This window comes from Vibrio sp. B181a (genome assembly GCF_030248375.1).
Lineage (GTDB): Bacteria > Pseudomonadota > Gammaproteobacteria > Enterobacterales > Vibrionaceae > Vibrio > Vibrio campbellii.
Genome location: NZ_JAHGAD010000027.1, coordinates 184,803 through 210,368 on the forward strand (window position 1 = coordinate 184,803; position 25,566 = coordinate 210,368).

A 25,566-nucleotide genomic window follows, 5' to 3' on the forward strand; every position below is an offset into this window, starting at 1 on the left:
GTGGAAACTCGCCATCAACGTGATCAACTTACTGCTTGTGGGTGTGATTTGATTCAAGGCTACTTCTATTCCAAACCACTCCCTTTCGAACAGTTGGTTAGCTTTGCTGAAGAGAACCACAACGAAAAAGCCGTCGAACAATTACGACGGCTTGATTTACGTAGCTATAGCCTAAGGGACAGAGACTAGTTCTGCATTTCCTTATACATCACTTCGACTAACTCTCCTTTCGGATCTCCTGACAGTTCCCATGTAAAGATTCCACCTAAGTTAGATTGTTTCGCCCAGTCTGCTTTGGCTTTGATAGAGCGCTGATCTTCAAATGAGATAAACACCTTCTTGTCTGGGTTCCATAAGTATGGCGCTTGAGCTTGCTCATCATATTTATACTCATATCCTTGTTTCGCACTGTAGTTCTTCATCAGATCCCAGAACATGAAGTAGCCATTCTCACCAGTACCAAACTGCGCGCCTTTCTCTGACAATAAGTCTTGAGTTGGCAAACCACCGGCAAAATCTTTAGTTCCTTGCCAACCGCGACCATAAAACGCCGCACCAATCACCAACTTCTCACTAGGAATACCCAGCTCAATCATTTGATTAATGAACACGTCTGCGCCCATTCCCCACCAACTGCGGTCGGTCGCATGTAGGTTAGTCGTATGCCCTGTTTGCTGCCCCCAGCCACCAAGGAAGTCGTAAGTCATCGCAAACATGTTGGTTAGGTAAGGCTGCGCCGCTTTCCAATCGATGCCCGCCGCTTTTGGACCAACACCAACCGCTGTTGAAAGCTCGTACTCGCGCTTGGTCTTTTTCGCTAACGCATCTAGATCACCACGCATGGTTTTAACTAGGTAAGTGAAGGCATCACGCTCTAATGCTTTTTGCTCATCTGTTAGCTTGGTATCTGGATTCCAAGGAGACGTAGTCAAACCGCCACCACCTGGATATTCCCAGTCCAAGTCAATGCCGTCAAAGAAATCGTACTTTGCAATCAACTCGACCGCCGTTTTAGAGAACTGATCCATTGCTTGCTGGTTTTTAGCCATAGCGTGGAAAGGTTCAGACATGGTCCAGCCGCCAAAAGAAGGAAGAATTTTTAGATCAGGATGTTGCTTCTTAAGTTCGGCCAATTGGGCGAAGTGCCCTTTATATGGAACGTCTACAGAGACTGGACCAAAGTCTTTTTCAAGGGCCGCCTCGGTATCAACCAAAATCGCCGTATACGGTTCTTTGCCTTCACAGTGCTTTGCAACCAGCTTTTGAATATTTTCCGAGGCACCAGTGTGAGGACCACACATACTTAAAAATGCGTAGATAATGTGAGTTAGGTTATCAGCCGGAATGTCTTTAACCGTGTATGGGTTGTCTGCATTTGCGTACTGCCAATCAGCAAAATAGCCTGCCACGACTTTTTGCTCAGCTTGTGCAATACCTGTAAGCCCCGTAAATAATGCAGCTGCGAGAAGTGTCTTTTTCATAATTTCCTCCAGAGTAATCAACTACAAATTACCCCTGAGGATTATTTTTAACTTGGAAACGAAATCAGGCTGCGAGTCATTTATAAATCCTCACAGCCAAATTACATTAGTTGCATATTATTTGTGCTAAACCTCTTATGTGCTGTTGCCATGCATCTGCTCATCTAAGTTAAGAACTGTTAATGCGTTACTTACACTGGTTGCAATCACATCAATGGCTCCGGTTCTTAAAGCCCCAAGTAGCGCCAATGGTTTACTGTTTTCTGCCGCAATCGCAATCACTTCTGCAATTGGACGAAATTCTTCAATACCTAAGCCGATGACTCGGTCACTCATTACTGTGTTTGCTACATCGCCGTGGATGTCAAAGAAGTCATAACCCGCAAAGTCCCCTACGACGCCTTGCATCAAACGGGATTGCACCACTTCATCTGGTGTAAACCAGCCAAGGTCAACCATGTAGCTGTTTTCACTCATATCACCGATACCAACAAGAGCGACATCCGCCTTGCGCGCCAAGTCCAGTGTCTGTTTAACCGTGGCGTTTTGCATGAAGGCGACCTTCTGCTCTCGGTTTTCAGCGTAGGCAGGGGCATACAGAGTTTCTGATGTGCCGCCGTATTTCTTGGCGAATTGTCGGCAAATGTGGTCCGCATTGTACATACCGCCACGAGGGTGAATCCCGCCAATACCGCACACAAACTTACAATCGCGCGGCGTGATAACGCCAATGTGGTGAGCCACAGAAGAAACGTTACGCCCTTGCCCTACCGTCACGACCATGCCGTTCTTTAAGGTACTCGTCAGGTAGTTAGAGACCAAACCAGAGACTTGGAGACGCTGCGCTTCTTCATTAGGTTGATCCAAAGCGACCAACGCTCGCTTCACACCAAAGCGTTCGATGAGACGCTGCTCTATCTTCGCGCTAAACACAGGGTGATATTTTACGGTAATCTCGACAATACCTTCATCACGAGCCTGTTTCAGCATCCGCCCTACTTTGGCCCGTGATATGGAAAACTTTTTCGAGATCTCTTCTTGGGTCGCACCGTCTTGATAATAGGCAACGGAGATCTCCGTTAGTAAATCTGTGCTTTCAATAGAAATGTCTTGATTAGAACTGCTCATGTTTTTCTCGCCCTTTTAGAGGATCGACATTGTATGCATTAGTGAGCATCTGCTCATTGACTTAGCATATGTTACCTTCCAATTTTACTGCGACATTTGCTCACTGCAATGACATTTTCTCACTACGTAATTTTATTAATATCAGCACTGCTCAAGCCTTGAACAATAAGGGCAAACGTTTATTTAGGCCATGCTCTGAACACACAGCAAAAAAACGTTGATGAACTTCACTTAAAGTCGGTTTCGGCGATTGACTTTCAGCATGGATAGGATAAATATGGATTCATCATTTACTCAGCTACCGATCAAATGTTCATGGCAAATGTTCGGTACCGAAATTTTCCGTAGTTGGCTGAGCAGATGTCTCGTTAAATATGATGAGACGATTAGCCGACACGCTTGCAAATGCACAAGCTGTGGTACTCAAAACCACACTTAAGCCCATTTATATAGGATGATCGATTATGAGCAACAAGTTAGAGCAACTTCGTAAACTAACAACTGTAGTAGCGGACACTGGTGAAATTGACGCAATCAAAAAGTACCAACCTGAAGATGCAACAACGAACCCATCTCTTATCCTAAAAGCGGCTCAAATCGAAGAGTACGCACCTCTAATCGACGCTTCTATCGAATACGCAAAAGCACAAAGCAACGACAAAGCACAACAGGTACAAGACACTTGTGACATGCTTGCAGTAAACATCGGTAAAGAGATCCTAAAAACTATCCCTGGCCGTATCTCTACAGAAGTCGATGCTCGTCTTTCTTACGATACAGAAGGCAGCGTTGCTAAAGCTCGCCAGCTTGTAAAAATGTACAACGACGCAGGCATCACTAACGACCGCATCCTAATCAAACTGGCTTCTACTTGGGAAGGTATCCGCGCTGCAGAGATCCTAGAGAAAGAAGGCATCAACTGTAACCTAACGCTTCTATTCTCTTTCGCGCAAGCTCGTGCATGTGCTGAAGCAGGCGTTTTCCTAATCTCGCCATTCGTTGGCCGCATCATGGACTGGTACAAAGCAAAAGAAGGTCGTGACTTTGAAGCTTCAGAAGATCCAGGTGTAATCTCAGTAACCGACATCTACAACTACTACAAAGACTACGGTTACAACACAGTTGTTATGGGCGCAAGCTTCCGTAACATCGGCGAGATCCTAGAGCTTGCTGGCTGTGACCGTCTAACTATCGCTCCTGCTCTTCTTGCTGAGCTAGAAGCTGCTGAAGGCGAAGTGGTAGAGAAACTGGTTGATTCTAAAGGTTCTAAAGAGCGTCCAGCTCCAATGTCTCACGCTGAGTTCCTATGGGAGCACAACCTAGACGCAATGGCTGTTGAGAAAGTAGCTGAAGGTATCCGTAACTTCGCGGTTGACCAAGGCAAACTAGAAGACATGATCGCAGCTAAGCTTTAATTGCTTACCAAAAGCGAGTAGCCAGCCTACTCGCTTTTAGCATCAGCGCTTTATTCAAAAAATTCTATTTGAACTTGTTCCGACGAGTTCCCTCTATTTAAATCAAATATCGAGAAGTAACTACTATGGATCGTAAATATCTAGCTAATGCAATCCGTGCACTAAGCATGGACGGTGTTCAACAAGCTAACTCTGGTCACCCAGGTGCACCTATGGGTATGGCTGATATCGCTGAAGTACTTTGGCGTTCTCACCTAAACCACAACCCATCAAACCCAGAGTGGGCTGACCGCGACCGTTTCGTACTGTCTAACGGCCACGGCTCTATGCTTATCTACTCTCTACTGCACCTTGCAGGCTACGAGCTATCTATCGACGATCTTAAGAACTTCCGTCAGCTTCACTCTAAGACTCCTGGTCACCCAGAGTACGGCTACGCACCTGGTATCGAGACAACAACGGGTCCTCTAGGTCAAGGCATCACTAACGCTGTTGGTATGGCGATGGCTGAAAAAGCACTAGCGGCTCAGTTCAACAAAGAAGGCCACGACATCGTTGACCACTTCACTTACGTGTTCATGGGTGATGGCTGTCTGATGGAAGGTATCTCGCACGAGGCTTGTTCTCTTGCTGGTACGCTAGGCCTTGGCAAACTGATCGCATTCTGGGATGACAACGGTATCTCTATCGACGGTCACGTTGAAGGTTGGTTCTCTGACGATACGCCTAAGCGTTTTGAATCTTACGGTTGGCACGTAATCCCTGCTGTAGATGGTCACGACTCTGAAGCGATCAACGCAGCAATCGAAGCGGCAAAAGCAGATCCACGCCCTACACTTATCTGTACTAAAACTATCATCGGTTTTGGTTCTCCAAACAAATCTGGTTCACACGACTGTCACGGTGCGCCACTAGGTGCTGAAGAAATTGCAGCGACACGTAAAGAACTAGGTTGGGAGCACGGTCCTTTTGAAATTCCGCAGGAAGTCTACGCAGAGTGGTCAGCGAAAGAAGCAGGCGCAGCTAAGGAAGCAGCGTGGGACGAGAAATTTGCAGCTTATGAAGCAGCGTACCCTGAGCTGGCAGCTGAATTCAAACGCCGCGTAAACGGTGACCTACCGGCAGAGTGGGAAGAGAAAGCGAACCAAATCATTGCTGACTTTCAAGCTAACCCAGCAAACATCGCATCACGTAAAGCATCTCAAAACGCACTAGAAGCGTTTGGTCAAATGCTTCCAGAATTCATGGGCGGCTCTGCTGACCTAGCGCCTTCTAACCTAACTATGTGGTCTGGTTCTAAGTCTCTAGAAGCAAACGACTTCTCTGGTAACTACATCCACTACGGTGTACGTGAATTCGGTATGACAGCGATCATGAACGGTATCGCGCTACACGGCGGTTTTGTTCCTTACGGCGCAACATTCCTAATGTTCATGGAATACGCACGTAACGCTATGCGTATGGCTGCTCTGATGAAGATTCAGAACATCCAAGTTTACACGCACGACTCTATCGGTCTTGGCGAAGATGGCCCAACTCACCAACCTGTTGAGCAAATCGCGTCTCTACGCCTGACTCCAAACATGAGCACGTGGCGTCCATGTGACCAAGTTGAGTCTGCAGTAGCATGGAAACTGGCGATTGAACGTAAAGATGCGCCATCAGCACTTATCTTCTCTCGTCAAAACCTAGCACAGCAAGAGCGTACTGCTGAGCAAGTTGCAGACATCGCAAAAGGTGGCTACATCCTGAAAGACAGCGATGGTAAACCTGAGCTAATCCTTATCGCGACTGGTTCAGAAGTTGAGCTAGCTGTGAAAGCGGCAGAACAACTAACGGCTGAAGGTAAGAAAGTACGCGTGGTTTCAATGCCAGCTACTGACACTTTCGACAAGCAAGACGCAGCTTACCGTGAATCTGTACTGCCATCTGACGTAACGGCACGTATCGCTGTAGAAGCCGGCATTGCTGACTTCTGGTACAAGTACGTTGGCTTCGACGGTCGCATCATCGGTATGACAACATTCGGTGAGTCTGCACCAGCTGACCAACTGTTCGAAATGTTTGGTTTCACTGTAGAAAACGTAGTGAACACAGCAAAAGAACTGCTAGCTTAATCGCTTAGAATTATCAGTTTTCTCTATTGCGAATTTGAAAACTGAAAAGCCCCGCTCTCTGTAGCGGGGCTTTATTTTATCTGTTCATTTTGAACAACGATTCAACGATCTAGTTCTAGTTCGTATCACTTCTCTTCAAACTGATTCGCAAGTCGGTAGAAGTCTTGAACCTGCTCTTTTAACTGCTTACTGTTTTGCTCTACAGAATATGTCGCGGCCAAGTTCTGCTCCGCGGTAGAAGCAATTGAATGAATGTGTTGATTCACATTGCTAGACAGTTGCAGTTGCTTGTTAGCAGAATCCGCGACATTCACCATCAACCCACTCATGGTTTGCATCATCTGCTCTACTTCCGACAAACGCAACGCACTTTGCTCTGCAACTTGTGAGCATGTATCCGTTTGATCTTTGTTAGCGATAATGTCTTTCTGCCAGCCCTGAATCGTCATCAACATGGTTTCAATGGATGCTTTAATTTGCTCAGTAGCATTCGAAGTACGTCCAGATAGCGCTCTCACTTCATCGGCAACCACAGCGAAGCCACGACCTTGTTCACCCGCTCGTGCTGCTTCAATTGCTGCATTAAGTGCTAGCAGATTCGTTTGATCGGCAATACCACCAATCTCTTCCATTAATTGACTTACCTTCTGCGCTTGATCACTCAGTTGATAAGTCGTCTCGGTGGCTTTCTCCGCCTGTAAACTAAGCTGCGCTAGGTTGGTATGAGTTTGATCAATCGTGTCTTTCGCCATCAAACAAGATTTCAAAGTGTCATCAATCAATACATGGGCTTCATGAGAACTAGATGAAACTGAATTGGCAGATGCTTCCATTGAATCAGCCGCATCACGAACCTCGTGAATATCGTTGTTTTGCTGAGTCAGTGCAGACAAGACTTCCGCTGTTGTGTGACTCAACTCTTCAGCACAGTTTTGTAATGGCACAGCTGAATCTGTCATACGTCCAAGGACAGTACGAATACGAGCAGAGAGCATCTTTATATGAAAATCTGCAATCGAGAACGGTTTATTACCTGAATACACTAAACGACTCACGCTATCGTATTGGGCTTGCAGCTTTTTAAATTGCAGTGGTGTATCAATAAGCTCTTGGCGGAACAACATTGCGAGCACCCCAGCCGGGAGCAATGTCGCAAGCCAAGCCAAAGGTCCTTCAAGTGAAAAAGCGAAGCCAGCTGTTGGTGCCGCAAGCGCACCAAGTAGAATCGCATAACGCAACGTATCACTCAGTTTCAAGGTCCAAGCACGGCCAGATTTTTCAGACTTCAATAAGCCCTGATATGCTTTAGAAGCAATGTCCACCCACTCTCGCTTTGGCTTTACACGAACCGACTGATATCCCACAATTTGGTGGCCTTCATAAATGGGCGTTACATAAGCATCCACCCAGTAATATCCACCAGACTTCGTGCTATTTTTTACAATTCCGCGCCACGCTTTGCCTTGTTTTAGACGAGCCCACATATCACCGAATGCCGCTTTAGGCATGTCACCATGGCGTACGACATTGTGGTTTTGTCCGAGCAGTTCATCGTGACTGTATTCAGCGATTCTGCAAAATGCATCATTGCAATAAGTGATAACACCTTTGAGATCGGTAGTGGAGACCAGTTCGTCAGAATCTCCTACGAGAGTTTCTTGAGCTTTATTGGAAGTTAAGGCTGACATAGATGAGGCTTCTATAGTTATTATTAAATTGCGACAGGATATATACACGATTGTTATATTTATTACAAAATGCTAGAGAAAAAACCTTACTAATGCGACATTTCGAGCTCGAAAAACTTACTTAGATAACAATAATTAACCAATTATTTTGTGGGTTGTGAGCCGATAGACAAAAAAGACCCAGCGTACATAACTGGGTCTTATAAAATCTTGAAGTTGATTTACGCAACTTGAGATTCAGAGTTATTATTTGCTTTGATCAAAAATATTCCCATTACCAATAGTACAAAAGGCAGGACATACAAATTCAAGTTCTGCCACCCTACCGTCGACTCCAACCAACCAGACAAAAGTGCGGTAATAGTGACGCAGCTAAAAACGAAAAACTCGTTAAACGCCTGTGCTTTACTCTTGTTCTTTGCTTCATAACTCTGACTAAACAAGCTTGTGGCGGCGATAAACATGAAATTCCATCCAACCCCGAGTAAGATCAACGCGGCACTGAAATGCCAAATAGAAAGCCCATGCATGTTAATGGCGATACACGCAATAAATAGAACTCCACCAGCCAATATCATCCTCTTCGCGCCAAACTTCTCAATCAAGCTGCCAGTAAAGAAAGCGGGAACAAACATGCCCAAGACATGCCATTCAATCACGCCAGCCGCTCTGGTGAAGTCAAAGCCACAGCCAATCATCGCTAACGGAGTTGCGGTCATTAAGATATTCATTACGGCATAAGCAACCATCGCAGCTAGAACTGCGATCATAAAATTTGGACGACGCACAATCACATTGATCGAGTCTACTTTTGCACGAGAGCTCTGAGTATGCGCAGCGGGAAATCGAATAGTTTGGAGTAGAATTAGCGCAACAACATACAAGACAATTAAGACGGCAAAGGCACTAATATATAAACCATCACTTGACCACTTCTGTGAGTAGACAGCGAGGTTTGGTCCCAGTACTGCCGCCAATACTCCCCCCGCCATAGAGATAGAAATTGCTCGGTGCCTCGCAGATTCATCACAAACTTCAATCGCAGCAAATCGATAGAGCGTACCGAATCCAATCCCAACACCTAATAAAAAGGTAGAAGCACAAAACAAAGTGAAGTTTTCTAACAAAAGCGCATAAGTTGCTAATGAAGCGCCAAAGATGCCAATAACATTACCCAAGCTAAAGCCTAGACGACGCCCTAGTTTTCCCATTATTAGAGAGGCAGGAATGGTTGCTGACATCAAACCAAGAAACTGCAGCGCCACAGGGAGAGTGATCATACTGGATGAGGGCGCAATTTGTTTGCCGATCAACGCAATAACGGAAATCAGCAGTATGTTCCCTGTCATCAATAAAGCTTGGCAAAGCGATAGTAGCCAGACGTTTCGATTCATCTCATTCCTTGAGTCTTTTTTAACCTATTTAGACACCATAACGGATTTAAAACTAAAACACATCGAATATGTGCAACAGGTGAGTTTTCATATTGCCGGGATATTAAAAAAGCCAGCGAACTGCTGGCTTTTGAAAGATTAGAAACGCTTATGTTTACTTAGCGCGACGTGCTTTTACTGCATCCGATAGCTGACGAAGAACGGTTTCAGTATCTTCCCAACCGATACATGCATCAGTAATGGATTGCCCGTAAGTTGCAGCCTTACCGTCAACTAAGTCCTGACGATCTTCAACAAGATGAGATTCGATCATCACGCCAAAAATAGCATCTTCGCCGCCAGAGATCTGCTCTGATACGTCATCAGAAACCAACATCTGACGTTTGAACTGCTTAGAGCTGTTAGCGTGACTAAAGTCGATCATCACTTTCTTAGGTAGACCCGCCGCGTCTAGCTCGTCTTTGATTTGCGCTACATGAGACGCACTGTAGTTAGGCTCTTTACCACCACGAAGGATGATATGACAATCCGGGTTACCCGCCGTTTCAACAATAGCAGAGTGACCGTACTTAGTAACTGACAAGAAGTGGTGAGATGCGCTTGCTGAACGGATTGCATCACTCGCGATTTTGATGTTGCCGTCTGTACCGTTTTTGAAGCCAACTGGGCAAGACAAACCTGACGCTAGCTCACGGTGTACCTGAGATTCAGTTGTACGCGCACCTATAGCACCCCAGCTGATAAGGTCCGCTACGTACTGTGGCGTGATCATATCTAGGAATTCACTTGCAGTAGGAAGGCCCATGTCTGTTAAGTCAAGCAACAGCTTACGACCAATACGAAGACCGTCGTTTAGCTTGTAAGTGTCATTTAGGTACGGGTCGTTAATTAGGCCTTTCCAACCTACCGTTGTGCGCGGTTTTTCAAAGTAAACGCGCATCACTACTTCTAGTTGATTACCGAGTTCGTCGCGAAGTACTTTCAATTTCTTACCGTACTCAACCGCGGCTTCTGGATCGTGAATAGAACACGGGCCAACAATCACCAGCAAACGGTCATCTTTACCTTCAAGAATATTGTGGATGGCGTTGCGACATTCAAACGTCGTTGTGGAAGCAGTTTCGGTTGCCGGAAATTTCTCAAGCACTGCAACAGGTGGCAATAGCTCTTTTACTTTATTAATTCTTACATCATCAGTTTGAAACATTACTTCTACTTCCTAATTACTATCCCTGACCCACTATTTTGCCCTAACTTTACTCAGTGCAACATTGTTCACAAAGCAAGCAATAACAAGGGCTGTAGGCTCATTTAATTGTGTCGATGGAAGTAACTTATCGACTTAACAGTAGACTTGCAATCACTTTTTCTAAAAAAATGCAAATTAACAACTAACGTTCATTTCAAAACACGGCGTACATTTAAGTTTACGAAAAAAGTTCAATAAAATTAGTTATTTTCTTAAAAGTTTAAAAATCTTGTCTACAATGTAAGAAATATCAGAAGTTTGTGAGGAAGTTCGCGACGAAAATTGTAGCAAGTTCTAAGATAATGTTGCTTGATGTTAAATTAAATGAATATTAAACTAATTTCTTATAACTACCTAGTTTTACTCTAATTGTTAAAACAAAGTAGAAATTAATATGCAATCAATACAAGGAAACACTATGAAAAAAGTAGCAATTGCAGTAGCAGCAGTGGTAGCTGGTGGTTTAATTAACTCTGCTCAAGCTGAAATGTATATCGGGGGCAAAGTGGGCATGACTACTTTAGATGATGCTTGCTATTTAAACAGCCCTTGTGATGATGATGCTTTCGGTGCCGGAATGCACATCGGTTACGATTTTACCGATATCATCGGTCTTGAGTATGGCGTTGATTACTTAGGTGACTACAAAGCTAACTTCAAGTCAGGGGCTAATACAGTTGATACGATTGACGGCGACCTTTGGGCACTAACTCTAGCACCTAAATTCAACTGGCATCTAAACGATACGTGGAACCTATTCGCGAAAATCGGTGGTGCTTACATGATTTCTGGTGATGAGAAAGACTTTGTACCAACGGGTTCATTGGGTGCCGAGTACACTATCGACAGAAACTGGAGCGTTCGTGGTGAATACCAACGTTACCAAGGTATGTCTGATAATGTGATAGATGACATGGATGCAAACTTCTTCGGTATCGGTGTTAATTACAAATTCGCGGCAGCGCCAGTTGTAGCTGCAATCGTAACAGAAGAGGTTCTTGAAGAAGAGCCTGTTTTATTAACGAAGACGCACCAAGAAGAGTACGGTTCAGGCACATTTGAATTCGACAGTGCGAAACTAACTGACTCAGTATCTGAGCGTCTAGACAACTTCGTTAACTTCTTGAACGAATACCCACAAGCTCAAGTTGAGATTACAGGTTACACGGATAGCTCTGGTCCAGCAGCTTACAACCTAAAACTGTCTGAGCGCCGTGCACAAGCTGTTGCAGATTACCTAATCGCAGCAGGTATCGATGCGGACCGTTTCACGGTTACAGGTATGGGTGAAGAAGATCCAGTTGCTGACAACAGCACTCACGAAGGTCGCGAGCAGAACCGTCGTGTTGTGGTACATGTACCTGAGTTCCAATACGAAGAACTTGTACAACCAGAATAAGATTTTCCACTCTTTTCTCTAGAATAAGGGGTGCTTCGGCATCCCTTTTTGTTTGCTTCGTATTTGTTCACTCCAGCACCATTTGCAGCTCAGAATCCCTCAACTCGCTTCCTGCTTAAATCAAACCTCGTACTTCCGCTCCCACCGCTTCTGGTTCAGGCTGTTTTCCCAAACGTGACGGACAATGTAACCAACAAGTTAAGTTTTTGTGCAGCAATACCCGACTGGCTCAAACGGAAAACCGTGTTGCTCTACCCAACTCAAACTTCCCCCTCCTGCTTCCATCACTAAAGAAAGAGTGTTTTATAGTCTCACAGATAATAAAACAAGGGATAAATATGGAATGAATAAACGGTTTAGAGCGCACCGCTAAGAGTTACCCAGCAAAGTAACTTTCGATATATACACCAACAAAAAACCGCACCTAATCAGTGCGGTTTGAAACAACAGCTAAACGGCTTTTATGGCGTGAAGAACAGACCAAGATAATGATCCGCTAACAAAGCAACAAACAAAGCGAGTAAGTGATAAATGGAGAATTTAAAGGTTTCCATAGCGCTGTTCTGCTCAGGAGAAAACTTCAATTTCCAAGCGTGATACATAAAACCTGCATTGAGAAGCAGCGACGAAAAAAGATAAACCGAGCCAACCATACCCACCAGAACAGGAAGAATACAAACAAGTGTGAGTAGTATCGTGTAAAGAAGAATCGAAGTTTTGGTGTATTCAATGCCATGAGTCACAGGGAGCATCGGGATATCCACTTTTCGATAGTCTTCGACGCGATGAATCGCGAGCGCCCAAAAATGTGGTGGTGTCCAAATAAAGATAATCATCACCAGTAGCCAAGCATGGGCGTGCAGTTCTCCGGTTACAGCCGTCCAACCAAGTAGTGGTGGCATTGCACCTGCAATTCCCGCAATCACAATGTTTTGCGGCGTTGCTCGCTTTAGGTACATGGTATAAACCACCGCATATCCTAGCAAACTTAAGAAAGTCATCCATGCTGTCAGTGGATTAACCAAGGCATAAAGCAACACAAAACCAATCACACCCAAAGCAGTAGAAAAAATCGCGACAGATATAGGGTTGGTATCGCCCGAAGGCAATGGTCGTTTGTGCGTTCGAGCCATACGCGCATCAATACGTCGGTCGATGAGATGATTAAACGCTGCCGCCGACCCCGCCATCAAACCAATGCCAACGAGACCGAACGCAGCTTGTAGCCATGGGAAGTCAACGACTGGGGCCAAGCTCATACCAACAACTACTGTGATAAGCATTAGGGCGACCACTTTAGGCTTTGTCAGTTTTAAATAGGTTGAACCAATCTTTTTCTTACCACTTTCTAGAGGTAACGCGATTTCTTTACTCATAGCGAACTCCTTTCGCTTGATGACTCCAATAAGCCTTACCTTGCCATAGATAGAACTGACTAACGCAGATAAGTGTAAGCATGATGGCTGCACCGAGATTATGCGCAACCGCTACATAGATAGGCAGTTGGAACACAACATTACTAACGCCTAATAGGATTTGGCAAACCAAAGCTAAGCCAATCCAAGCACCCAAGCGCTGAGAATGATGTGAGTCTTGTTTTAATAGTAATACGCAGTAAATCAGCACAATACATGCAGTAATGATGGCACCAATACGATGACTGACATGAATTGTCATTCGTGCTGGGTAATCTAGAACACCGAACTCATAGTTATCAAACCCTGTTTGCCAGAAAGAAAACGCCTCTTTCCAAGATAAGTAACTGGTCCAGTTCCCCTCACAAATCGGTAAAGCTGTGCACATAAGAGCGGCGTAGTTAGATGATGTCCAACCGCCAAGCAGTACCTGCAACAACACCACGCCAAAAGCGATAAATGAGAAGACTCTCAAGCTCTTCGAAGAGGGAGAGAAATAGAGGCTACGTTGAGATTGTAATTGACAATAGAATACCGCTTGGAGTGCAAGTAGCGTAAAACCACCCAGTAGATGCAGCATGACAATCACTGGCATCAGCTTTAATGTCACTGTCCACATTCCTAATGCCGCTTGCCCCAGGACAAGAATGCACAGCAAAACCGGAATTGTCGGATCGACACGCTCGGCTCTCACTGCCATGATTGCCATCACCAGAATAACCAAGCCTAAAGTTCCGGCGAAGTAACGGTGAATCATCTCTAACCATGCTTTCCCTTGCTCAACTGCTCGTTCCGGAAACAACGCATTTGCCTTCGTGACTTCGGCTTCGGTTTGAGGAACGAATAATTGACCATAACAACCCGGCCAATCTGGACACCCCAAACCTGCATCAGCCAGTCGCGTATATGCGCCTAACATGATGACCACAAGAGTAAGACACAGGCTGAACCTAACCAAACCATTTAACGTCATATTGCCCCCTCCCTAGCCTACGCGTGACAACTTCAATAGTTTTCGTAAGTCCGCCAAGACATCCTTACTTAACCTTACTAAATCCTCATTGGCTTCAGGCGTGTAAGACATCACAAGCTGCCCGAGCGGATCGACGATCAACATCTGGCCTGCTTTTACTCTCGATGAAAGCGCGCCATTCATTTGCATCACGACAATGCTCTGGTCAACATCATTCGCCTCTTCCAAAGTCCATATAACAGGTACAACACGCTCCTGATATTTACCTAATGCAATATGGCTTTGCTGCATCAAGTGTATTTGCTGCTGACATTGTTTTTGGCAATCTGAGGGCAATACATACGCTAGTTGCCAACCTTTTTCGTCTAGCGGGGATGGCTGACCTAATTGTTCGAGCGTGACATATGGCTCTACCAGTTCACCTCGATTGGTTACTCCCGTTTCGTACCAACCTTGACTCAATACAACCTTGGCAATAATCGCGGGGAGCGCAAATAGACAAACCAGAGACACCAATACAATTCGTCCTTTCGTGACTGCATTTGTCATTTCTCACCTCCTTGTGAGCGTGGTTGTCGAATCCAACGAATAAAAATCAGGATTGTGATAAGCAAAAATACACCAGCCATAGCAAACCATTGAAAAGCATAACCAAAGTGCTTTGCACTGGTTAAAGGTAATGGATTCCAAGGAAATGAATATGGCCACTGCGTTAAATTGTCGGGTTGAAGGACCGTTGGCATTAACTCAATGTTAAGTAGTTGGCTAAGTTGATTGATGTTGAGGTTTTGCACTCTGATCGTATCGCCGACTTCGGCCATCAGATCTGAACTTAACGGATTAGTCGATTTACGATACAAACGCCCAGTGATGTCATATGGTGCAGGCAGATGTTCAACCTTCGGTAACACGGCTCTGGAGCGTTCTCCCTTCACAAACCCAAGTTCAAGCAACGTCAGAGTCGCAGGATCATGAGACATCGACACGATTTGAAACGCAAGGTAACCCACTTCGCTCTGATACGTCTGGTTATCTAATAAAATAATTGGTAGTGGTTCAGGTGTCACATTCGCTTTTACTTTAATCCCTATAACACTCTCTTCTCGCCAATCGTTCATTTCCAATACTTCAGACATGTCCTTATATGAGGTATTTGCCCTTGCTAAAATGGCTTGCTCCAAAAGCTGCTTTTCATTGCCACGTTCCAATTGCCAAAAGCCCAGTTTGACCAATAGAGAAAACACAGCCACAGTTAAAAAGACAGCAACCCAAACCCATTTCGATAATATCGACGACGAAACCGGAGGTGCTATGTCCACCGTATTTCTGTTCAAATTAACGCTTGTCCTTTTGCTGCTTTTCATCATCTTTAACCTCGCAAAAGCGCTTATCGAAATGGTTCGCGAAGACCCAGAGGATTCATCGAAAAAAGGTAAGCCAATGAGTCATTACCTCGGTCGTCGTGTCATGTTTTCTGCGTTAGTCGTGATACTCCTCCTGATTGCTCTAGGGGCTGGATGGATAGCCCCTAACCCTCGACCTTACTAGCTTTACAGCACATAAACGAAAACAAACAAGCATAGCCAAACCACATCAACGAAGTGCCAATACCAACTGCCCGCTTGGAATGCAAAATGGTCTTTCGGCGAGAAATGGTCTTTGGCGATGCGGAACAGCAATACAATGAGAAAAATGGTGCCGAGACAAACGTGCAATCCATGAAAGCCCGTCAGCATAAAGAAGGTGTTTCCGTAAATACCGGATTGCAGCGTTAGTCCAATGTCTTGATAAGCGTGCGCATACTCAACGGCTTGGTAATAAAGGAAGAAGCCCGCCAAGACGATAGTGATTTCCAACCAAACAATCAGTGCAGTTCGTTTATCTTGTTCTAAGCTGATGTGTGCCATATGTAAGGTAATCGAAGACAATAACAGCAAGATAGTGTTGGTTAATGGAATCCCTTGCCATGGCATAGCTTGCGTTGTTTCCCCACCTGGCGTCGTGGTGAGCGGCCATATCGCCTCAAAACTTGGCCACAACACTTCATGGGTCATGAAGTTGTTATCCGCACCGCCTAACCAAGGTACCGAAATCATTCTCGCGTAAAACAGAGCACCAAAGAACGCGCCAAAGAACATCACTTCTGAAAAGATGAACCAACTCATCCCTTGTCTAAATGAACGCGTGATTTGCGCACTGTATTTTCCGGTAAGGGACTCCGTGATAACGTTACTGAACCACCCTGCTAGCATGTAAAGCAGAAACAGCATACCAACCGCGAGAATAATGCCGCCAAGTGTGCCAACCGCACCATCACTTTGGGTACCTTGTACCGTCATCCCAGCACCGACCGCAACCAGGAATAACGCAAATGCCCCAACAATAGGCCAGCTGCTCTGTGCAGGAACATAATAGGTCTCAGGCTTGTTACTCATAAGTTCTCTCCTTACAGACGCTCACCCGCCTGTTGCTCACTCCTTGAGAGGCTAACTACCGACGACTCGCCCGATTGAGGAGGAAATTTGTAGAGTGTGTAAGACAAGGTCAATGTATGGATTGAATCCGGCACATCCGGTTCAATGTAGAAAATCAGAGGCATACTCGCTTGTTGCTTACCTTCCAATGGTTGTTGATTGAAGCAAAAACACTCGATTTTATTGAAGTAAGCCGCACCTGTGCCCGGCGATACGGAAGGTACTGCTTGCCCTATCAAGTCTTCGCCACTTTGATTAAATGCAAGATATTCAGTTTGAATCACTTCGCCCGGGTGAACATCCATGGATACAACCTTGGGTTTGAATTCCCAAGGCATATCTGGGCTTACGTGAGCCATAAACTCCACACGAATGGTTCTGGTGATATCCGCTTGCATGCCCGTTGGTTGAATCGCTGCCACATCACTGGTTTTACCGTTAATGCCAAGCGCATCGCACATGATGTCGTAGAGTGGCACAAGAGCAAAACCGAAGCCGAACATCAGCGCAGTCGCTAACAGCAACTTGATAGTGAGTTTCTTATTGGATGAATTACTTTGCATCTCACTCACCTCACGCTTGCTTAATCAACTTTCGGCGGTGTTGTGAACGTATGATGAGGAGCAGGACTTGGCACCGTCCACTCCAAACCTTCTGCACGTTCCCACGGTTTGGCTGTTGCTTTTTCACCACCACGAATACATTTGATCACCAGCCACAGGAAGATAAGTTGAGACAAGCCAAAGGCGAAACCACCTATCGATACGATCTGGTTAATGTCCGCAAACTGGATGGCGTAATCAGGAATACGTCTTGGCATCCCCGCTAAACCCAAGAAGTGCATTGGGAAGAACAAGACGTTGACCGAGATGATGGAACACCAGAAATGCCACAGACTGAGCTTTTGGTCGTACATATTGCCCGTCCACTTCGGTAGCCAGTAATACGCCGCTGCCATAATCGAGAACACCGCACCGGATACCAAGACATAATGGAAATGAGCGACAACAAAGTAAGTGTCATGATATTGGAAGTCCGCAGGCACAATTGCCAGCATCAAGCCGGAGAAACCACCTATCGTGAATAAGACAATAAAGGCGATGGCAAATAACATCGGTGTCTCGAACGTCATTGCACCTCGCCACATGGTCGCTACCCAGTTAAACACCTTCACCCCCGTGGGTACTGCAATCAACATGGTGCAGTACATAAAGAAGAGTTCGGCGAATACCGGCATCCCCGTGGTAAACATATGGTGTGCCCAGACTAGGAATGAAAGCAACGCAATACTACAGGTCGCGTAAACCATCGAATGATAGCCGAACAGTTTCTTGCCACTAAACGCAGGAATGATTGCCGAGATAATCCCGAACGACGGCAAGATCATGATGTACACCTCAGGGTGACCAAAGAACCAGAAGATGTGTTGGAACATCACCGGGTCACCGCCACCAGCGGCATCAAAGAAGCTGGTACCAAAATACTTGTCGGTTAAAACCATGGTCACCGCACCGGCTAATACCGGCATCACCGCAATCAGTAAGAACGCAGTAATCAGCCAAGTCCAGACAAACATAGGTAGCTTGAACCAAGTCATGCCCGGTGCACGCATATTTACAATCGTCACGATGACGTTGATAGCACCCATGATGGAACTGATACCCATGATGTGAACTGAGAATACAAACAATGCCGTGCTGTCAGGACCATAAGTTGTAGAAAGCGGCGCGTAGAAGGTCCACCCGAAATCTGGACCACCACCCGGTAAGAACAAAGAGCCGATCAAAATGAGGAAAGCAAAAGGTAAGATCCAAAAGCTCAAGTTGTTCATTCGTGGCAAAGCCATGTCCGGCGCGCCAATCATCATTGGAATCATCCAGTTGGCTAAGCCAGTAAACGCAGGCATGACGGCACCAAATACCATGACTAGCCCATGCACGGTTGTCATCTGGTTAAAGAACTGAGGATCAACCAATTGCAAACCCGGTTGGAACAGCTCAGCACGAATGATCATCGCCATTGCTCCGCCAGTAAGGAACATGGCAAAACTAAACCACAAGTAAAGCGTACCGATGTCTTTATGGCTGGTGGAGTAGAGCCAACGCGTTAGTCCTTTCGGCGCGTGATGATGGTCGTGATCGTCTTCAATCGCTATGGTGGTATTTGCGGTCGTTTGCGCTTCTGCAGGAGCAGACTTCACCGCTTTTTCAATTGGCTTACTCATATTTCCTCCTTGGCACTGTCTTGTGCCTTAAAGGCGTTAACATCGGATGCTTGAACGGTATCGCCAGTGTCATTTCCCCAAGCATTTCGTTGATAGGTAATAACAGCAGCAATTTCCTGGTCGCTAAGTTGGTTAGCAAAAGCTTGCATCGCTGTCCCTGCACGACCGTTTACTAGTACATCGATGTGAGCCATAACCGGGCCTTTAGCTATTTCGCTGCCTTTAATCGCCGGGAATGCGCCCGGAATGCCTTCACCATTTGCTTGATGACACACGGCACAACGCGCGGTGTAAATCGACTCGCCTTGCCCCATCAAATCTTCCATCGACAGATCTTGCGTCAACGCTTCTTGTGCGGCCGCTTTTTGTAAAGCAAGCTCTTGCTTCTTGTCTGACATCCACTGTTCAAAGTCGTCTTCTGCCATTGCATGAACAACTACTGGCATAAAACCATGTGCACGACCACAAAGCTCAGCACACTGACCGCGATAGACGCCCGGCTCATCAATCTTGGTCCACGCTTCATTGATAAACCCCGGGATGGTGTCTTTCTTAACCGCGAAGTCAGGTACCCACCATGAATGAATCACGTCATCTGAGGTCATTAAGAAGCGAACTTTACGATTGATAGGCAGAACGAGCGGGTTATCCACTTCAAGTAAGTAGTGCGCCCCTTTTGCTTCAATGCCATCAATTTCTTTTTGACTGGTTGCGAGCAGACTAAAAAATTCGACATTCTCACCAAAGTAGCTGTAATGCCACTTCCATTGAGAGCCAGTGATCTTAATAGTGAGGTCAGATTGGCTAGTATCTTCCATTGCCACCAGTGTTTTGGTTGCTGGAATCGCCATCGCAATAAGGATAATGACGGGGATGACAGTCCAGATAATCTCCACTTTGGTGCTTTCGTGGAAATTAGCCGCAACTGCCCCTTTTGACTTGCGGTGTCGGAAGATGGAATAAAACATCACGCCAAATACAACAAAGGCAATGGCGCAGCATATATAGAAGATCAGCATATGTAATTCATACACTTGCTCACTGATCCCCGTAACACCCCGCGTCATGTTGTAATCATTTTGCTCTGACCAACTTGACGAAGAAAATGTGATAAAAATCACATTCGTTAATAAGGCTAGAGTAGTTGCTAATCTTTTCAAAAGATCTCTCCTCTGCTCAGCCGCTGCGCTTGCGCGAGCTTCCTTGCTTCCCGATGCAAATATCGAACAAATTTACAAAAAATCATAAAAACTACGATTTCAGCACTCTTTGTTATATTTATGTTAAAAGGCTAGTTATAGTTCAATAGTTCTTCAAGAAATTAACTGTGAATAAATTCTGTACAGACTGAAAAATAAATTTGGTTTATCGATTGCCCTCTTTGAAATGTAATTGAGAACCATTTACATTGTAAAAAAGAAAACATTGGGACACTTTCCGTATAAAAGTGTCTAAACAAGTAGGCTCCCCCTGCTAAGGAAAGATGAATATGACAACACAAATTACTCAGTGGCTAGCACGAGACCCAGACCCTAAAACCCGCGAAGAGCTCCAGCACCTAGTCGATGCAAATAATGAACAAGAACTGACAGATCGATTCGGCTCACGTTTGGCTTTTGGTACTGCTGGTTTGCGTGGCAAAGTAGGTGCAGGCCCAAACCGAATGAACCGCTTAGTGATTCAAGAAACAGCTACTGGTCTCGGTCACTATCTGATTGAACAGGTGAAAGATGCTTCGTCTCGTGGCGTGGTTATCGGTTACGATGGCCGCCCTGACTCCAAACAGTTCGCACACGATACTGCTTCAGTACTGACCGCCCTAGGCATCAAGGTTTACCTAACCTACAAGGTAGCGGCAACACCAATCGTTGCTTTTGGTGTCCGTGAACTGAATGCAGCAGCTGCTGTCGTCGTGACAGCAAGCCATAACCCACCAGAGTACAATGGCTTTAAAGTCTACTGGGAAAATGGCGCACAAATCATTCCACCACACGATTCCGGAATTGCTGCAAGAATTGATGAGGCAACAACAAAACCGCTGCCTCTGATGTCACTGGACGATGCAAAACAAAAAGGTTTGTTAGTTTGGCTTGAAGACGAGTACTACCAAACATACCGCAAAACAATGAACGACAATGCCCTGCTAACACCGGACAGCAACACAGATATCTCGATTGTTTACACAGCTATGCACGGTGTCGGAGCGGAAATGGCAGAAACGTTGCTCGCAGATGCTGGCTTTGAAAAAGTGGCAAGTGTTCTAGAACAGCGTGAACCAGACGGCACGTTCCCTACCGTAAACTTCCCGAACCCTGAAGAAGCAGGCGCGATGGACATGGTGATGGCGCTAGGTAAATCTGTTGATGCCGATATTGCCTGCGCAAACGACCCTGACGCAGACCGCTTTGCGGTGGCAGTAAAACGCCCAGATGGCGAATACCAAATGCTGACGGGTGACCAAGTGGGTTCGTTGTTTGGTGATTACTTACTGCAAGGTCAATCAGACGCACTTGTTGGTAATACCATTGTGTCTTCTCGCCTATTGAGCAGCATTGCTAAAGCACACGGAGCAGAATACTACCAAACGCTAACGGGCTTTAAATGGCTAACCAACGTAGCAATGACGCAAGAGACCGAAGCAAATCCATTCCTATTCGCTTACGAAGAAGCGCTTGGCTACACCGTAGGTAATAAGGTATGGGATAAAGATGGTTTGTCAGCACTGGTCGCTTTCTCTCAATTGACAGGTAAGCTAAAAGCACAAGGCAAAACGCTTTGGGATAAGTTAGAAGAGTTATACCGCCAACACGGTTTCTACTTTAACGCACAGCGCAGCATTGCTCTTGATCCTAAATCACCACCAATCGGTGACAAGCTTCGCGCAAACCCACCGAAAGAGATCGCCGGTAAGCGTATTGAAGTGATCGAAGATCTGAAGTCATCACTTCGCTTTGTAACCGATGGCCCAACAGAAGCAATCAACTTACCAGCGAGTGACGTACTGGTTTACCACCTGGAAGACAAATCACGTGTGATTGTTCGTCCTTCTGGTACTGAGCCTAAGTTGAAGTGTTACTACGAAGTGATCAGCGACTTCCCTGCAGCGATGGATTACGCGCAAGCTAACCAAGCAGCGGAAGCGAAGATGAATGCCCTGATCGAAGCACATCAACAAAGTTTGTAATTCAAGCTTGAAGCATCGACTCTGTGATAACAGTAAATAGCAAAAGAGGCGCATCGAGCGCCTCTTTTTTGTTCAATTCAAACCAAATCAAGCAACCTGCTTTTGCAAGAAGTGTTTATCGATACCCGCGGCAGGGTAACCCGAATACTGACCGACTTTTTCAAAGCCCAGTTTCAAGTAAAAGTCGAGCGCTTGGAAGCTATAAGTATCGAGATACAAATGCGTCACCCCGTGTTGCTTTACTTGCTCTTCTAGTAAAGCAATCAGCTTGCTTCCTACCCCCGACGTGCGCGCCTCGGCATCAACCCAAAGGTATTCAACGAACACAGTGTTATTGAACATTTCACCCGTGAGCCCGCCAACAATCTTGCCCTCGTCATTCCGAGCAAAACAGCCAATGGCGTCTACATCCCCATCCGGAAGGTGCATGTTGTTATAAGCGCGGATGCCATCACGGATAAAGTCGAGATCGTTTTGTTCTGGATTGAGTTTAAATTCAAGTTTCATACCGCCACTCCTTGGAAATCGGTGTGATACTAAAACAAAAAGCCAGCGAGTGCTGGCTTTTGTATAAAAATCTGATTGTTCCTACACTTTACATCGCAAAGCTACTGAGCATCCATATCGCAAGGATAATGAACACCAAGCCCATCAGTTTGCCTTGGTACATACGGAATTTGTCATTTTCCAACAACCCTTTACCCAGTGTACCTGCCAGAGCAACCAGCAAGATGTTGAATAGCAAACCGAGTACGTTTAACAGCAAACCAAGCGCAAGCATTTGCTCACCCGAAGATGCAGTAATGTTGCTAGAGACAAACTGAGGTAAAAACATCACGAAGAACACCAACGCCTTAGGGTTCAACAGGTTACTCATCAAAGCACGTTGATAGTAAGTCGATGCCATTTTGTTTTTCTGATCAAGCTCTGGTGCAGCAGAAACATCCGCTCTTAAACAGTCCCAGCCCATTTTTAGTAAGTACGCGCCACCCAGTAGATGAAGCACTTTTAACGCGATTGGGCTCATCGCAATCAAGGTCGAGACACCCATTGCTGCCAATAGGGTCAAAATCACACCCGACGTCGCATTGCCCAAGCTCGCAAACAAACCGACTTTCTTACCATAGCTCATGCTAGAGCTGGCAATCAGCAACATGTCAGGTCCAGGTAACAAGAGAAGTGCAACAACGGCGGTGAGATAAACAGGGAGTACAGATAAATCGATCATGGTGGAACTGGCTTTCAAAAACAGGCGGCGGATCTTATACCAATGAATAGATAACAACCAGACCAAATGTCTTCCCAATAAGGAAAATTCAGAAAATACAAAATGTTTAATGCTCAATTTAAAAACAATTAACCTTTTTGGTGTTTATTTTTAATACCGATAGCAATTTTGTACAAAAATAAGCAGGATGGATCCGGTAGACTCCAAAACCACTGGGCGACACTTGGTAAAATAGAAAGAGATGAAAGAAAAGAATAAGGAAGTTGCGACGTTTAAAATTGCCCAAGAGCTGGGGGGGTTAGAGCTGCTCGAGGCTAAATATGAAAAGCAAAACTTCTCTCGCCATAGTCATGAGGGCTATACCATTGGTGTGATTGAAAAAGGCGCACAACAATTCTTTCGTACTGGCGGCAACCATATTGCGCCGCAAGACAGCATCATTCTTGTCAACGCCGACGAGGTACATAATGGTCACTCAGCATCAGAAGGAGGCTGGGAATATAAAGCCATGTACCCCGTGCCAGAGCAGTTTCAAACGCTCGGGGAGGAACTTGGTGCATCCAATGTCGCTTTGCCCTACTTCCCGCAGCCCGTCGTTTACGATCCGGAACTCGCTAACCAATTACGGTTGGTGTTCGATACGCTGGAGAAGTCAGATAACCGCTTACTGCGAGAAACACTTGTCTACGGCACACTGATCAAACTAGCAAGCAAACACAGTACACATCGAGCCCCGCTTCAAGACGTGACCAAAGCACAAAGGCAGGTGCATCTGGTCAAAGAGTTTCTTGAAGACTTTCCTCAAACCGATGTTTCTTTGGAAGAGCTTGCAAAGCTGGCAGGATTGAGCCCTTTCCATTTGTTGCGTGAGTTTCAAAAACAATTCGGCTTTCCGCCGCACGCGTTTCAGATTCAACAAAGACTGAGAATGGCGAAAAAACTGCTCAAACTGGGGCAAAAGATTTCTGATGTTGCTCAAGAATGTGGCTTTCACGATCAGAGCCATTTGCATCGTCACTTTAAAAAAGCCATGGGCGTAACACCTGGGCAGTACATCAAGCATTGTTAGCAATATTGTACAAGGCAACATTCTGAGGTCAGCCTACCTTAACGGCATGTTTTTCTATTCAAGTTGAAGTTATGGATACTATTTTGCCTACTCATCAAGACTCAAAGTCTTCACTCTTTTTACAAGGTACGCTCGCAATGATGCCATTGAGCATGGCCGTATTGCCTTGGGGGTTACTCGCAGGGTCATTTGCCATCGATACTGGCTTACACCCTTTGGAAGGCCAGGCGCTCTCCGCCATTCTGTTTGCTGGCTCAGTGCAACTTGTCGCGATGGGCATGATTAAAGCAGGCGCTGGCCTAACCAGCATGCTGCTCGCCACGTTTTTCATTACCTGTCGCCACTTTCTCTACGGTGTTTCGATGCGCAGTAAAATATCACCTCTGCCTCTAAAGTGGCGACTTTCGTTAGGGTTCTTACTTACCGATGAGCTGTTTGCCATTGCTGGGCACCAATCCGATAAGCAATTCGATCGATGGTACGCCCTTGGCGCTGGGTTAAGCTTCTATCTGTTTTGGAACTTCGCAACGCTTACTGGCATCGTCGCAGGCAGTTTGATACCTGAATTAAATGAGCTCGGATTGGAATTTGCCGTTGCTGCCACCTTCATCGCGATTGTGGTCCCAACGATAAAAAGTATTCCCGTGTTATGCAGTGTGTTGGTGGCATTAGTTAGCTCTGTGACCTTGAACTATTACCAAGTGGAAGGAGGCTTAATGATAGCCAGTATTCTCGCCATGTTGACGGGCTATTTTGTGGAACAATTTACGATGAAGACACCAAACCTTGAAAGCACGCAGGAGGAACGCCAATGATTTTTTTGTCTATCTTAGCCATGACAGCGTTGGTATTCACCAGCCGTTATCTGTTCTTAGAACCGAAATTGCCGCTTAGGTTGGGAGTAAGAACTCAGAAAGTCTTGAGCTACGCAAGCCCTGCTGTACTCACCGCAATCTGGGCTCCAATTGTGTTTATGCCAGAGGGTGAACTTAGCGTCACGTGGCAAAATCCATTTCTATTGGCCGCCTTATTAGCTGCTGTGATTGCATACCTCACTAAGAATGTATTGCTCACCACCATTGTGAGTATGGTGGTGTTTTTACTGCTTCGAATTTGGTTGTAAGTTTG

General features: G+C 45.7%; 23 protein-coding genes and 1 pseudogene. 9 read left to right on the forward strand and 15 right to left on the reverse strand.

The features are described 5' to 3' along the window. A pseudogene (locus tag KIO97_RS26960) lies at positions 1–189 on the forward strand (hypothetical protein); the annotation flags it as partial. Here the strand turns inward: KIO97_RS26960 and KIO97_RS14055 are convergent. Further along, the gene (locus KIO97_RS14055; protein ID WP_081232719.1) at positions 186–1,481 is read right to left on the reverse strand and encodes a glycoside hydrolase family 18 protein; all 1,296 of its coding nucleotides are present in this window, start codon (positions 1,479–1,481) and stop codon (positions 186–188) included. The pseudogene KIO97_RS26960 and the gene KIO97_RS14055 sit on opposite strands and share 4 nt — an antisense overlap. Positions 1,482–1,616: 135 nt before the next feature. Continuing rightward, positions 1,617–2,609 (reverse strand): sugar-binding transcriptional regulator, encoded by a 993-nt coding sequence (locus KIO97_RS14060; protein ID WP_285383074.1) that lies wholly within the window; start codon positions 2,607–2,609, stop codon positions 1,617–1,619. Positions 2,610–3,073: 464 nt separating this feature from the next. Between KIO97_RS14060 and tal the strand changes: the two genes are divergently transcribed. Together tal and tkt are read left to right on the forward strand one after the other, a co-directional pair. Next, positions 3,074–4,024 carry a transaldolase gene (gene tal, locus KIO97_RS14065; protein ID WP_005425862.1) on the forward strand — a complete coding sequence of 317 codons (951 nt, stop codon included), beginning with the start codon at positions 3,074–3,076 and terminating at the stop codon, positions 4,022–4,024. 125 nt (positions 4,025–4,149) lie between these two features. Then, entirely contained in the window at positions 4,150–6,141 is a 1,992-nt protein-coding gene (tkt, locus tag KIO97_RS14070) for a transketolase (RefSeq protein ID WP_285383076.1), read from the forward strand. Positions 6,142–6,266: 125 nt separating this feature from the next. Here tkt and KIO97_RS14075 read toward each other — a convergent pair whose 3' ends face one another. From KIO97_RS14075 to aroG, 3 genes are all read right to left on the reverse strand, one after another. Then, positions 6,267–7,829, reverse strand: coding sequence for a PAS domain-containing methyl-accepting chemotaxis protein (locus tag KIO97_RS14075; RefSeq protein WP_285383078.1), 1,563 nt, complete (start codon positions 7,827–7,829; stop codon positions 6,267–6,269). Positions 7,830–8,050: 221 nt separating this feature from the next. Beyond that, positions 8,051–9,223, reverse strand: coding sequence for an MFS transporter (locus tag KIO97_RS14080; protein WP_285383081.1), 1,173 nt, complete (start codon positions 9,221–9,223; stop codon positions 8,051–8,053). A gap of 154 nt (positions 9,224–9,377) precedes the next feature. Next, positions 9,378–10,430 (reverse strand): 3-deoxy-7-phosphoheptulonate synthase AroG, encoded by a 1,053-nt coding sequence (gene aroG, locus KIO97_RS14085; RefSeq protein WP_285383083.1) that lies wholly within the window; start codon positions 10,428–10,430, stop codon positions 9,378–9,380. A gap of 460 nt (positions 10,431–10,890) precedes the next feature. Here aroG and KIO97_RS14090 point away from each other — a divergent pair, with 460 nt between their 5' ends. Next, a complete protein-coding gene (locus KIO97_RS14090; protein ID WP_050905928.1) occupies positions 10,891–11,871 on the forward strand; it encodes an OmpA family protein in 981 nt (326 codons plus the stop codon). Positions 11,872–12,332: 461 nt separating this feature from the next. Here the strand turns inward: KIO97_RS14090 and cyoE are convergent, their stop codons facing one another. From cyoE to KIO97_RS14110, 4 genes are read right to left on the reverse strand one after another with little or no spacing between them, the layout of a single operon-like run. Next, a complete protein-coding gene (cyoE, locus tag KIO97_RS14095; protein WP_285383085.1) occupies positions 12,333–13,247 on the reverse strand; it encodes a heme o synthase in 915 nt (304 codons plus the stop codon). After that, entirely contained in the window at positions 13,240–14,259 is a 1,020-nt protein-coding gene (locus tag KIO97_RS14100) for a heme A synthase (protein ID WP_285383086.1), read from the reverse strand. Before KIO97_RS14100 ends, cyoE begins: the two co-directional genes overlap by 8 nt. A gap of 12 nt (positions 14,260–14,271) precedes the next feature. Next, positions 14,272–14,808: a cytochrome oxidase biogenesis cluster protein gene (locus KIO97_RS14105; RefSeq protein WP_077201559.1), complete on the reverse strand. Its 537-nt coding sequence runs from the start codon at positions 14,806–14,808 to the stop codon at positions 14,272–14,274. Next, positions 14,805–15,572 carry an SURF1 family protein gene (locus KIO97_RS14110; protein WP_010452568.1) on the reverse strand — a complete coding sequence of 256 codons (768 nt, stop codon included), beginning with the start codon at positions 15,570–15,572 and terminating at the stop codon, positions 14,805–14,807. Before KIO97_RS14110 ends, KIO97_RS14105 begins: the two co-directional genes overlap by 4 nt. On the opposite strand from KIO97_RS14110, the gene KIO97_RS14115 reads away from it, so the two are divergent. Continuing rightward, a complete protein-coding gene (locus KIO97_RS14115; RefSeq protein WP_005425979.1) occupies positions 15,571–15,807 on the forward strand; it encodes a DUF2909 family protein in 237 nt (78 codons plus the stop codon). The genes KIO97_RS14110 and KIO97_RS14115 overlap by 2 nt on opposite strands. Before the next feature lie 2 nt (positions 15,808–15,809). On the opposite strand, the gene KIO97_RS14120 is transcribed toward KIO97_RS14115, so the two are convergent. The 4 genes from KIO97_RS14120 to coxB are packed head-to-tail and all read right to left on the reverse strand — an operon-like array spanning position 15,810 to position 20,117. After that, positions 15,810–16,694, reverse strand: a complete 885-nt coding sequence (locus tag KIO97_RS14120; RefSeq protein WP_010452572.1) for a cytochrome c oxidase subunit 3 — start codon at positions 16,692–16,694, stop codon at positions 15,810–15,812. A gap of 11 nt (positions 16,695–16,705) precedes the next feature. Next, positions 16,706–17,296 (reverse strand): cytochrome c oxidase assembly protein, encoded by a 591-nt coding sequence (locus tag KIO97_RS14125; protein ID WP_038889650.1) that lies wholly within the window; start codon positions 17,294–17,296, stop codon positions 16,706–16,708. Positions 17,297–17,316: 20 nt separating this feature from the next. Continuing rightward, complete coding sequence (gene ctaD, locus KIO97_RS14130) at positions 17,317–18,957, reverse strand: cytochrome c oxidase subunit I (protein WP_005425998.1); 1,641 nt, start codon at positions 18,955–18,957, stop codon at positions 17,317–17,319. Next, complete coding sequence (gene coxB / locus KIO97_RS14135) at positions 18,954–20,117, reverse strand: cytochrome c oxidase subunit II (protein WP_285383087.1); 1,164 nt, start codon at positions 20,115–20,117, stop codon at positions 18,954–18,956. The genes ctaD and coxB overlap by 4 nt, the downstream gene beginning before the upstream one ends. Positions 20,118–20,446: 329 nt before the next feature. Here coxB and KIO97_RS14140 point away from each other — a divergent pair, with 329 nt between their 5' ends. Next, on the forward strand, positions 20,447–22,141 hold the full coding sequence (locus KIO97_RS14140) for a phospho-sugar mutase (RefSeq protein ID WP_285383088.1): 1,695 nt from the start codon (positions 20,447–20,449) through the stop codon (positions 22,139–22,141). 87 nt (positions 22,142–22,228) lie between these two features. Here KIO97_RS14140 and KIO97_RS14145 read toward each other — a convergent pair whose 3' ends face one another. Both KIO97_RS14145 and KIO97_RS14150 read right to left on the reverse strand, forming a co-directional pair. Further along, positions 22,229–22,648, reverse strand: a complete 420-nt coding sequence (locus KIO97_RS14145) for a GNAT family N-acetyltransferase (RefSeq protein ID WP_285383089.1) — start codon at positions 22,646–22,648, stop codon at positions 22,229–22,231. Positions 22,649–22,736: 88 nt separating this feature from the next. Continuing rightward, positions 22,737–23,369: a LysE family translocator gene (locus KIO97_RS14150; RefSeq protein ID WP_038889655.1), complete on the reverse strand. Its 633-nt coding sequence runs from the start codon at positions 23,367–23,369 to the stop codon at positions 22,737–22,739. Between the two features lie 241 nt (positions 23,370–23,610). Between KIO97_RS14150 and KIO97_RS14155 the strand changes: the two genes are divergently transcribed. The 3 genes from KIO97_RS14155 (at position 23,611) to KIO97_RS14165 (ending at position 25,561) form a co-directional block, all read left to right on the forward strand. Then, on the forward strand, positions 23,611–24,438 hold the full coding sequence (locus tag KIO97_RS14155; protein WP_045372588.1) for an AraC family transcriptional regulator: 828 nt from the start codon (positions 23,611–23,613) through the stop codon (positions 24,436–24,438). A 71-nt stretch (positions 24,439–24,509) separates the two neighbouring features. Then, positions 24,510–25,253, forward strand: a complete 744-nt coding sequence (locus KIO97_RS14160; RefSeq protein WP_285383090.1) for an AzlC family ABC transporter permease — start codon at positions 24,510–24,512, stop codon at positions 25,251–25,253. Continuing rightward, a complete protein-coding gene (locus tag KIO97_RS14165; protein WP_012129757.1) occupies positions 25,250–25,561 on the forward strand; it encodes an AzlD domain-containing protein in 312 nt (103 codons plus the stop codon). Before KIO97_RS14160 ends, KIO97_RS14165 begins: the two co-directional genes overlap by 4 nt. Positions 25,562–25,566: the final 5 nt, after the last annotated feature.

Bases quoted from the DNA above. Each gene is read 5' to 3' on its own strand.
- KIO97_RS14055 (WP_081232719.1), bottom strand. From the start codon at position 1,481: ATGAAAAAGACACTTCTCGCAGCTGCATTATTTACGGGGCTTACAGGT.
- KIO97_RS14060 (WP_285383074.1), bottom strand. From the start codon at position 2,609: ATGAGCAGTTCTAATCAAGACATTTCTATTGAAAGCACAGATTTACTA.
- tal (WP_005425862.1), top strand. From the start codon at position 3,074: ATGAGCAACAAGTTAGAGCAACTTCGTAAACTAACAACTGTAGTAGCG.
- tkt (WP_285383076.1), top strand. From the start codon at position 4,150: ATGGATCGTAAATATCTAGCTAATGCAATCCGTGCACTAAGCATGGAC.
- KIO97_RS14075 (WP_285383078.1), bottom strand. From the start codon at position 7,829: ATGTCAGCCTTAACTTCCAATAAAGCTCAAGAAACTCTCGTAGGAGAT.
- KIO97_RS14080 (WP_285383081.1), bottom strand. From the start codon at position 9,223: ATGAATCGAAACGTCTGGCTACTATCGCTTTGCCAAGCTTTATTGATG.
- aroG (WP_285383083.1), bottom strand. From the start codon at position 10,430: ATGTTTCAAACTGATGATGTAAGAATTAATAAAGTAAAAGAGCTATTG.
- KIO97_RS14090 (WP_050905928.1), top strand. From the start codon at position 10,891: ATGAAAAAAGTAGCAATTGCAGTAGCAGCAGTGGTAGCTGGTGGTTTA.
- cyoE (WP_285383085.1), bottom strand. From the start codon at position 13,247: ATGAGTAAAGAAATCGCGTTACCTCTAGAAAGTGGTAAGAAAAAGATT.
- KIO97_RS14100 (WP_285383086.1), bottom strand. From the start codon at position 14,259: ATGACGTTAAATGGTTTGGTTAGGTTCAGCCTGTGTCTTACTCTTGTG.
- KIO97_RS14105 (WP_077201559.1), bottom strand. From the start codon at position 14,808: ATGACAAATGCAGTCACGAAAGGACGAATTGTATTGGTGTCTCTGGTT.
- KIO97_RS14115 (WP_005425979.1), top strand. From the start codon at position 15,571: ATGTCCACCGTATTTCTGTTCAAATTAACGCTTGTCCTTTTGCTGCTT.
- KIO97_RS14120 (WP_010452572.1), bottom strand. From the start codon at position 16,694: ATGAGTAACAAGCCTGAGACCTATTATGTTCCTGCACAGAGCAGCTGG.
- KIO97_RS14125 (WP_038889650.1), bottom strand. From the start codon at position 17,296: ATGCAAAGTAATTCATCCAATAAGAAACTCACTATCAAGTTGCTGTTA.
- ctaD (WP_005425998.1), bottom strand. From the start codon at position 18,957: ATGAGTAAGCCAATTGAAAAAGCGGTGAAGTCTGCTCCTGCAGAAGCG.
- KIO97_RS14140 (WP_285383088.1), top strand. From the start codon at position 20,447: ATGACAACACAAATTACTCAGTGGCTAGCACGAGACCCAGACCCTAAA.
- KIO97_RS14145 (WP_285383089.1), bottom strand. From the start codon at position 22,648: ATGAAACTTGAATTTAAACTCAATCCAGAACAAAACGATCTCGACTTT.
- KIO97_RS14150 (WP_038889655.1), bottom strand. From the start codon at position 23,369: ATGATCGATTTATCTGTACTCCCTGTTTATCTCACCGCCGTTGTTGCA.
- KIO97_RS14155 (WP_045372588.1), top strand. From the start codon at position 23,611: ATGAAAGAAAAGAATAAGGAAGTTGCGACGTTTAAAATTGCCCAAGAG.
- KIO97_RS14160 (WP_285383090.1), top strand. From the start codon at position 24,510: ATGGATACTATTTTGCCTACTCATCAAGACTCAAAGTCTTCACTCTTT.
- KIO97_RS14165 (WP_012129757.1), top strand. From the start codon at position 25,250: ATGATTTTTTTGTCTATCTTAGCCATGACAGCGTTGGTATTCACCAGC.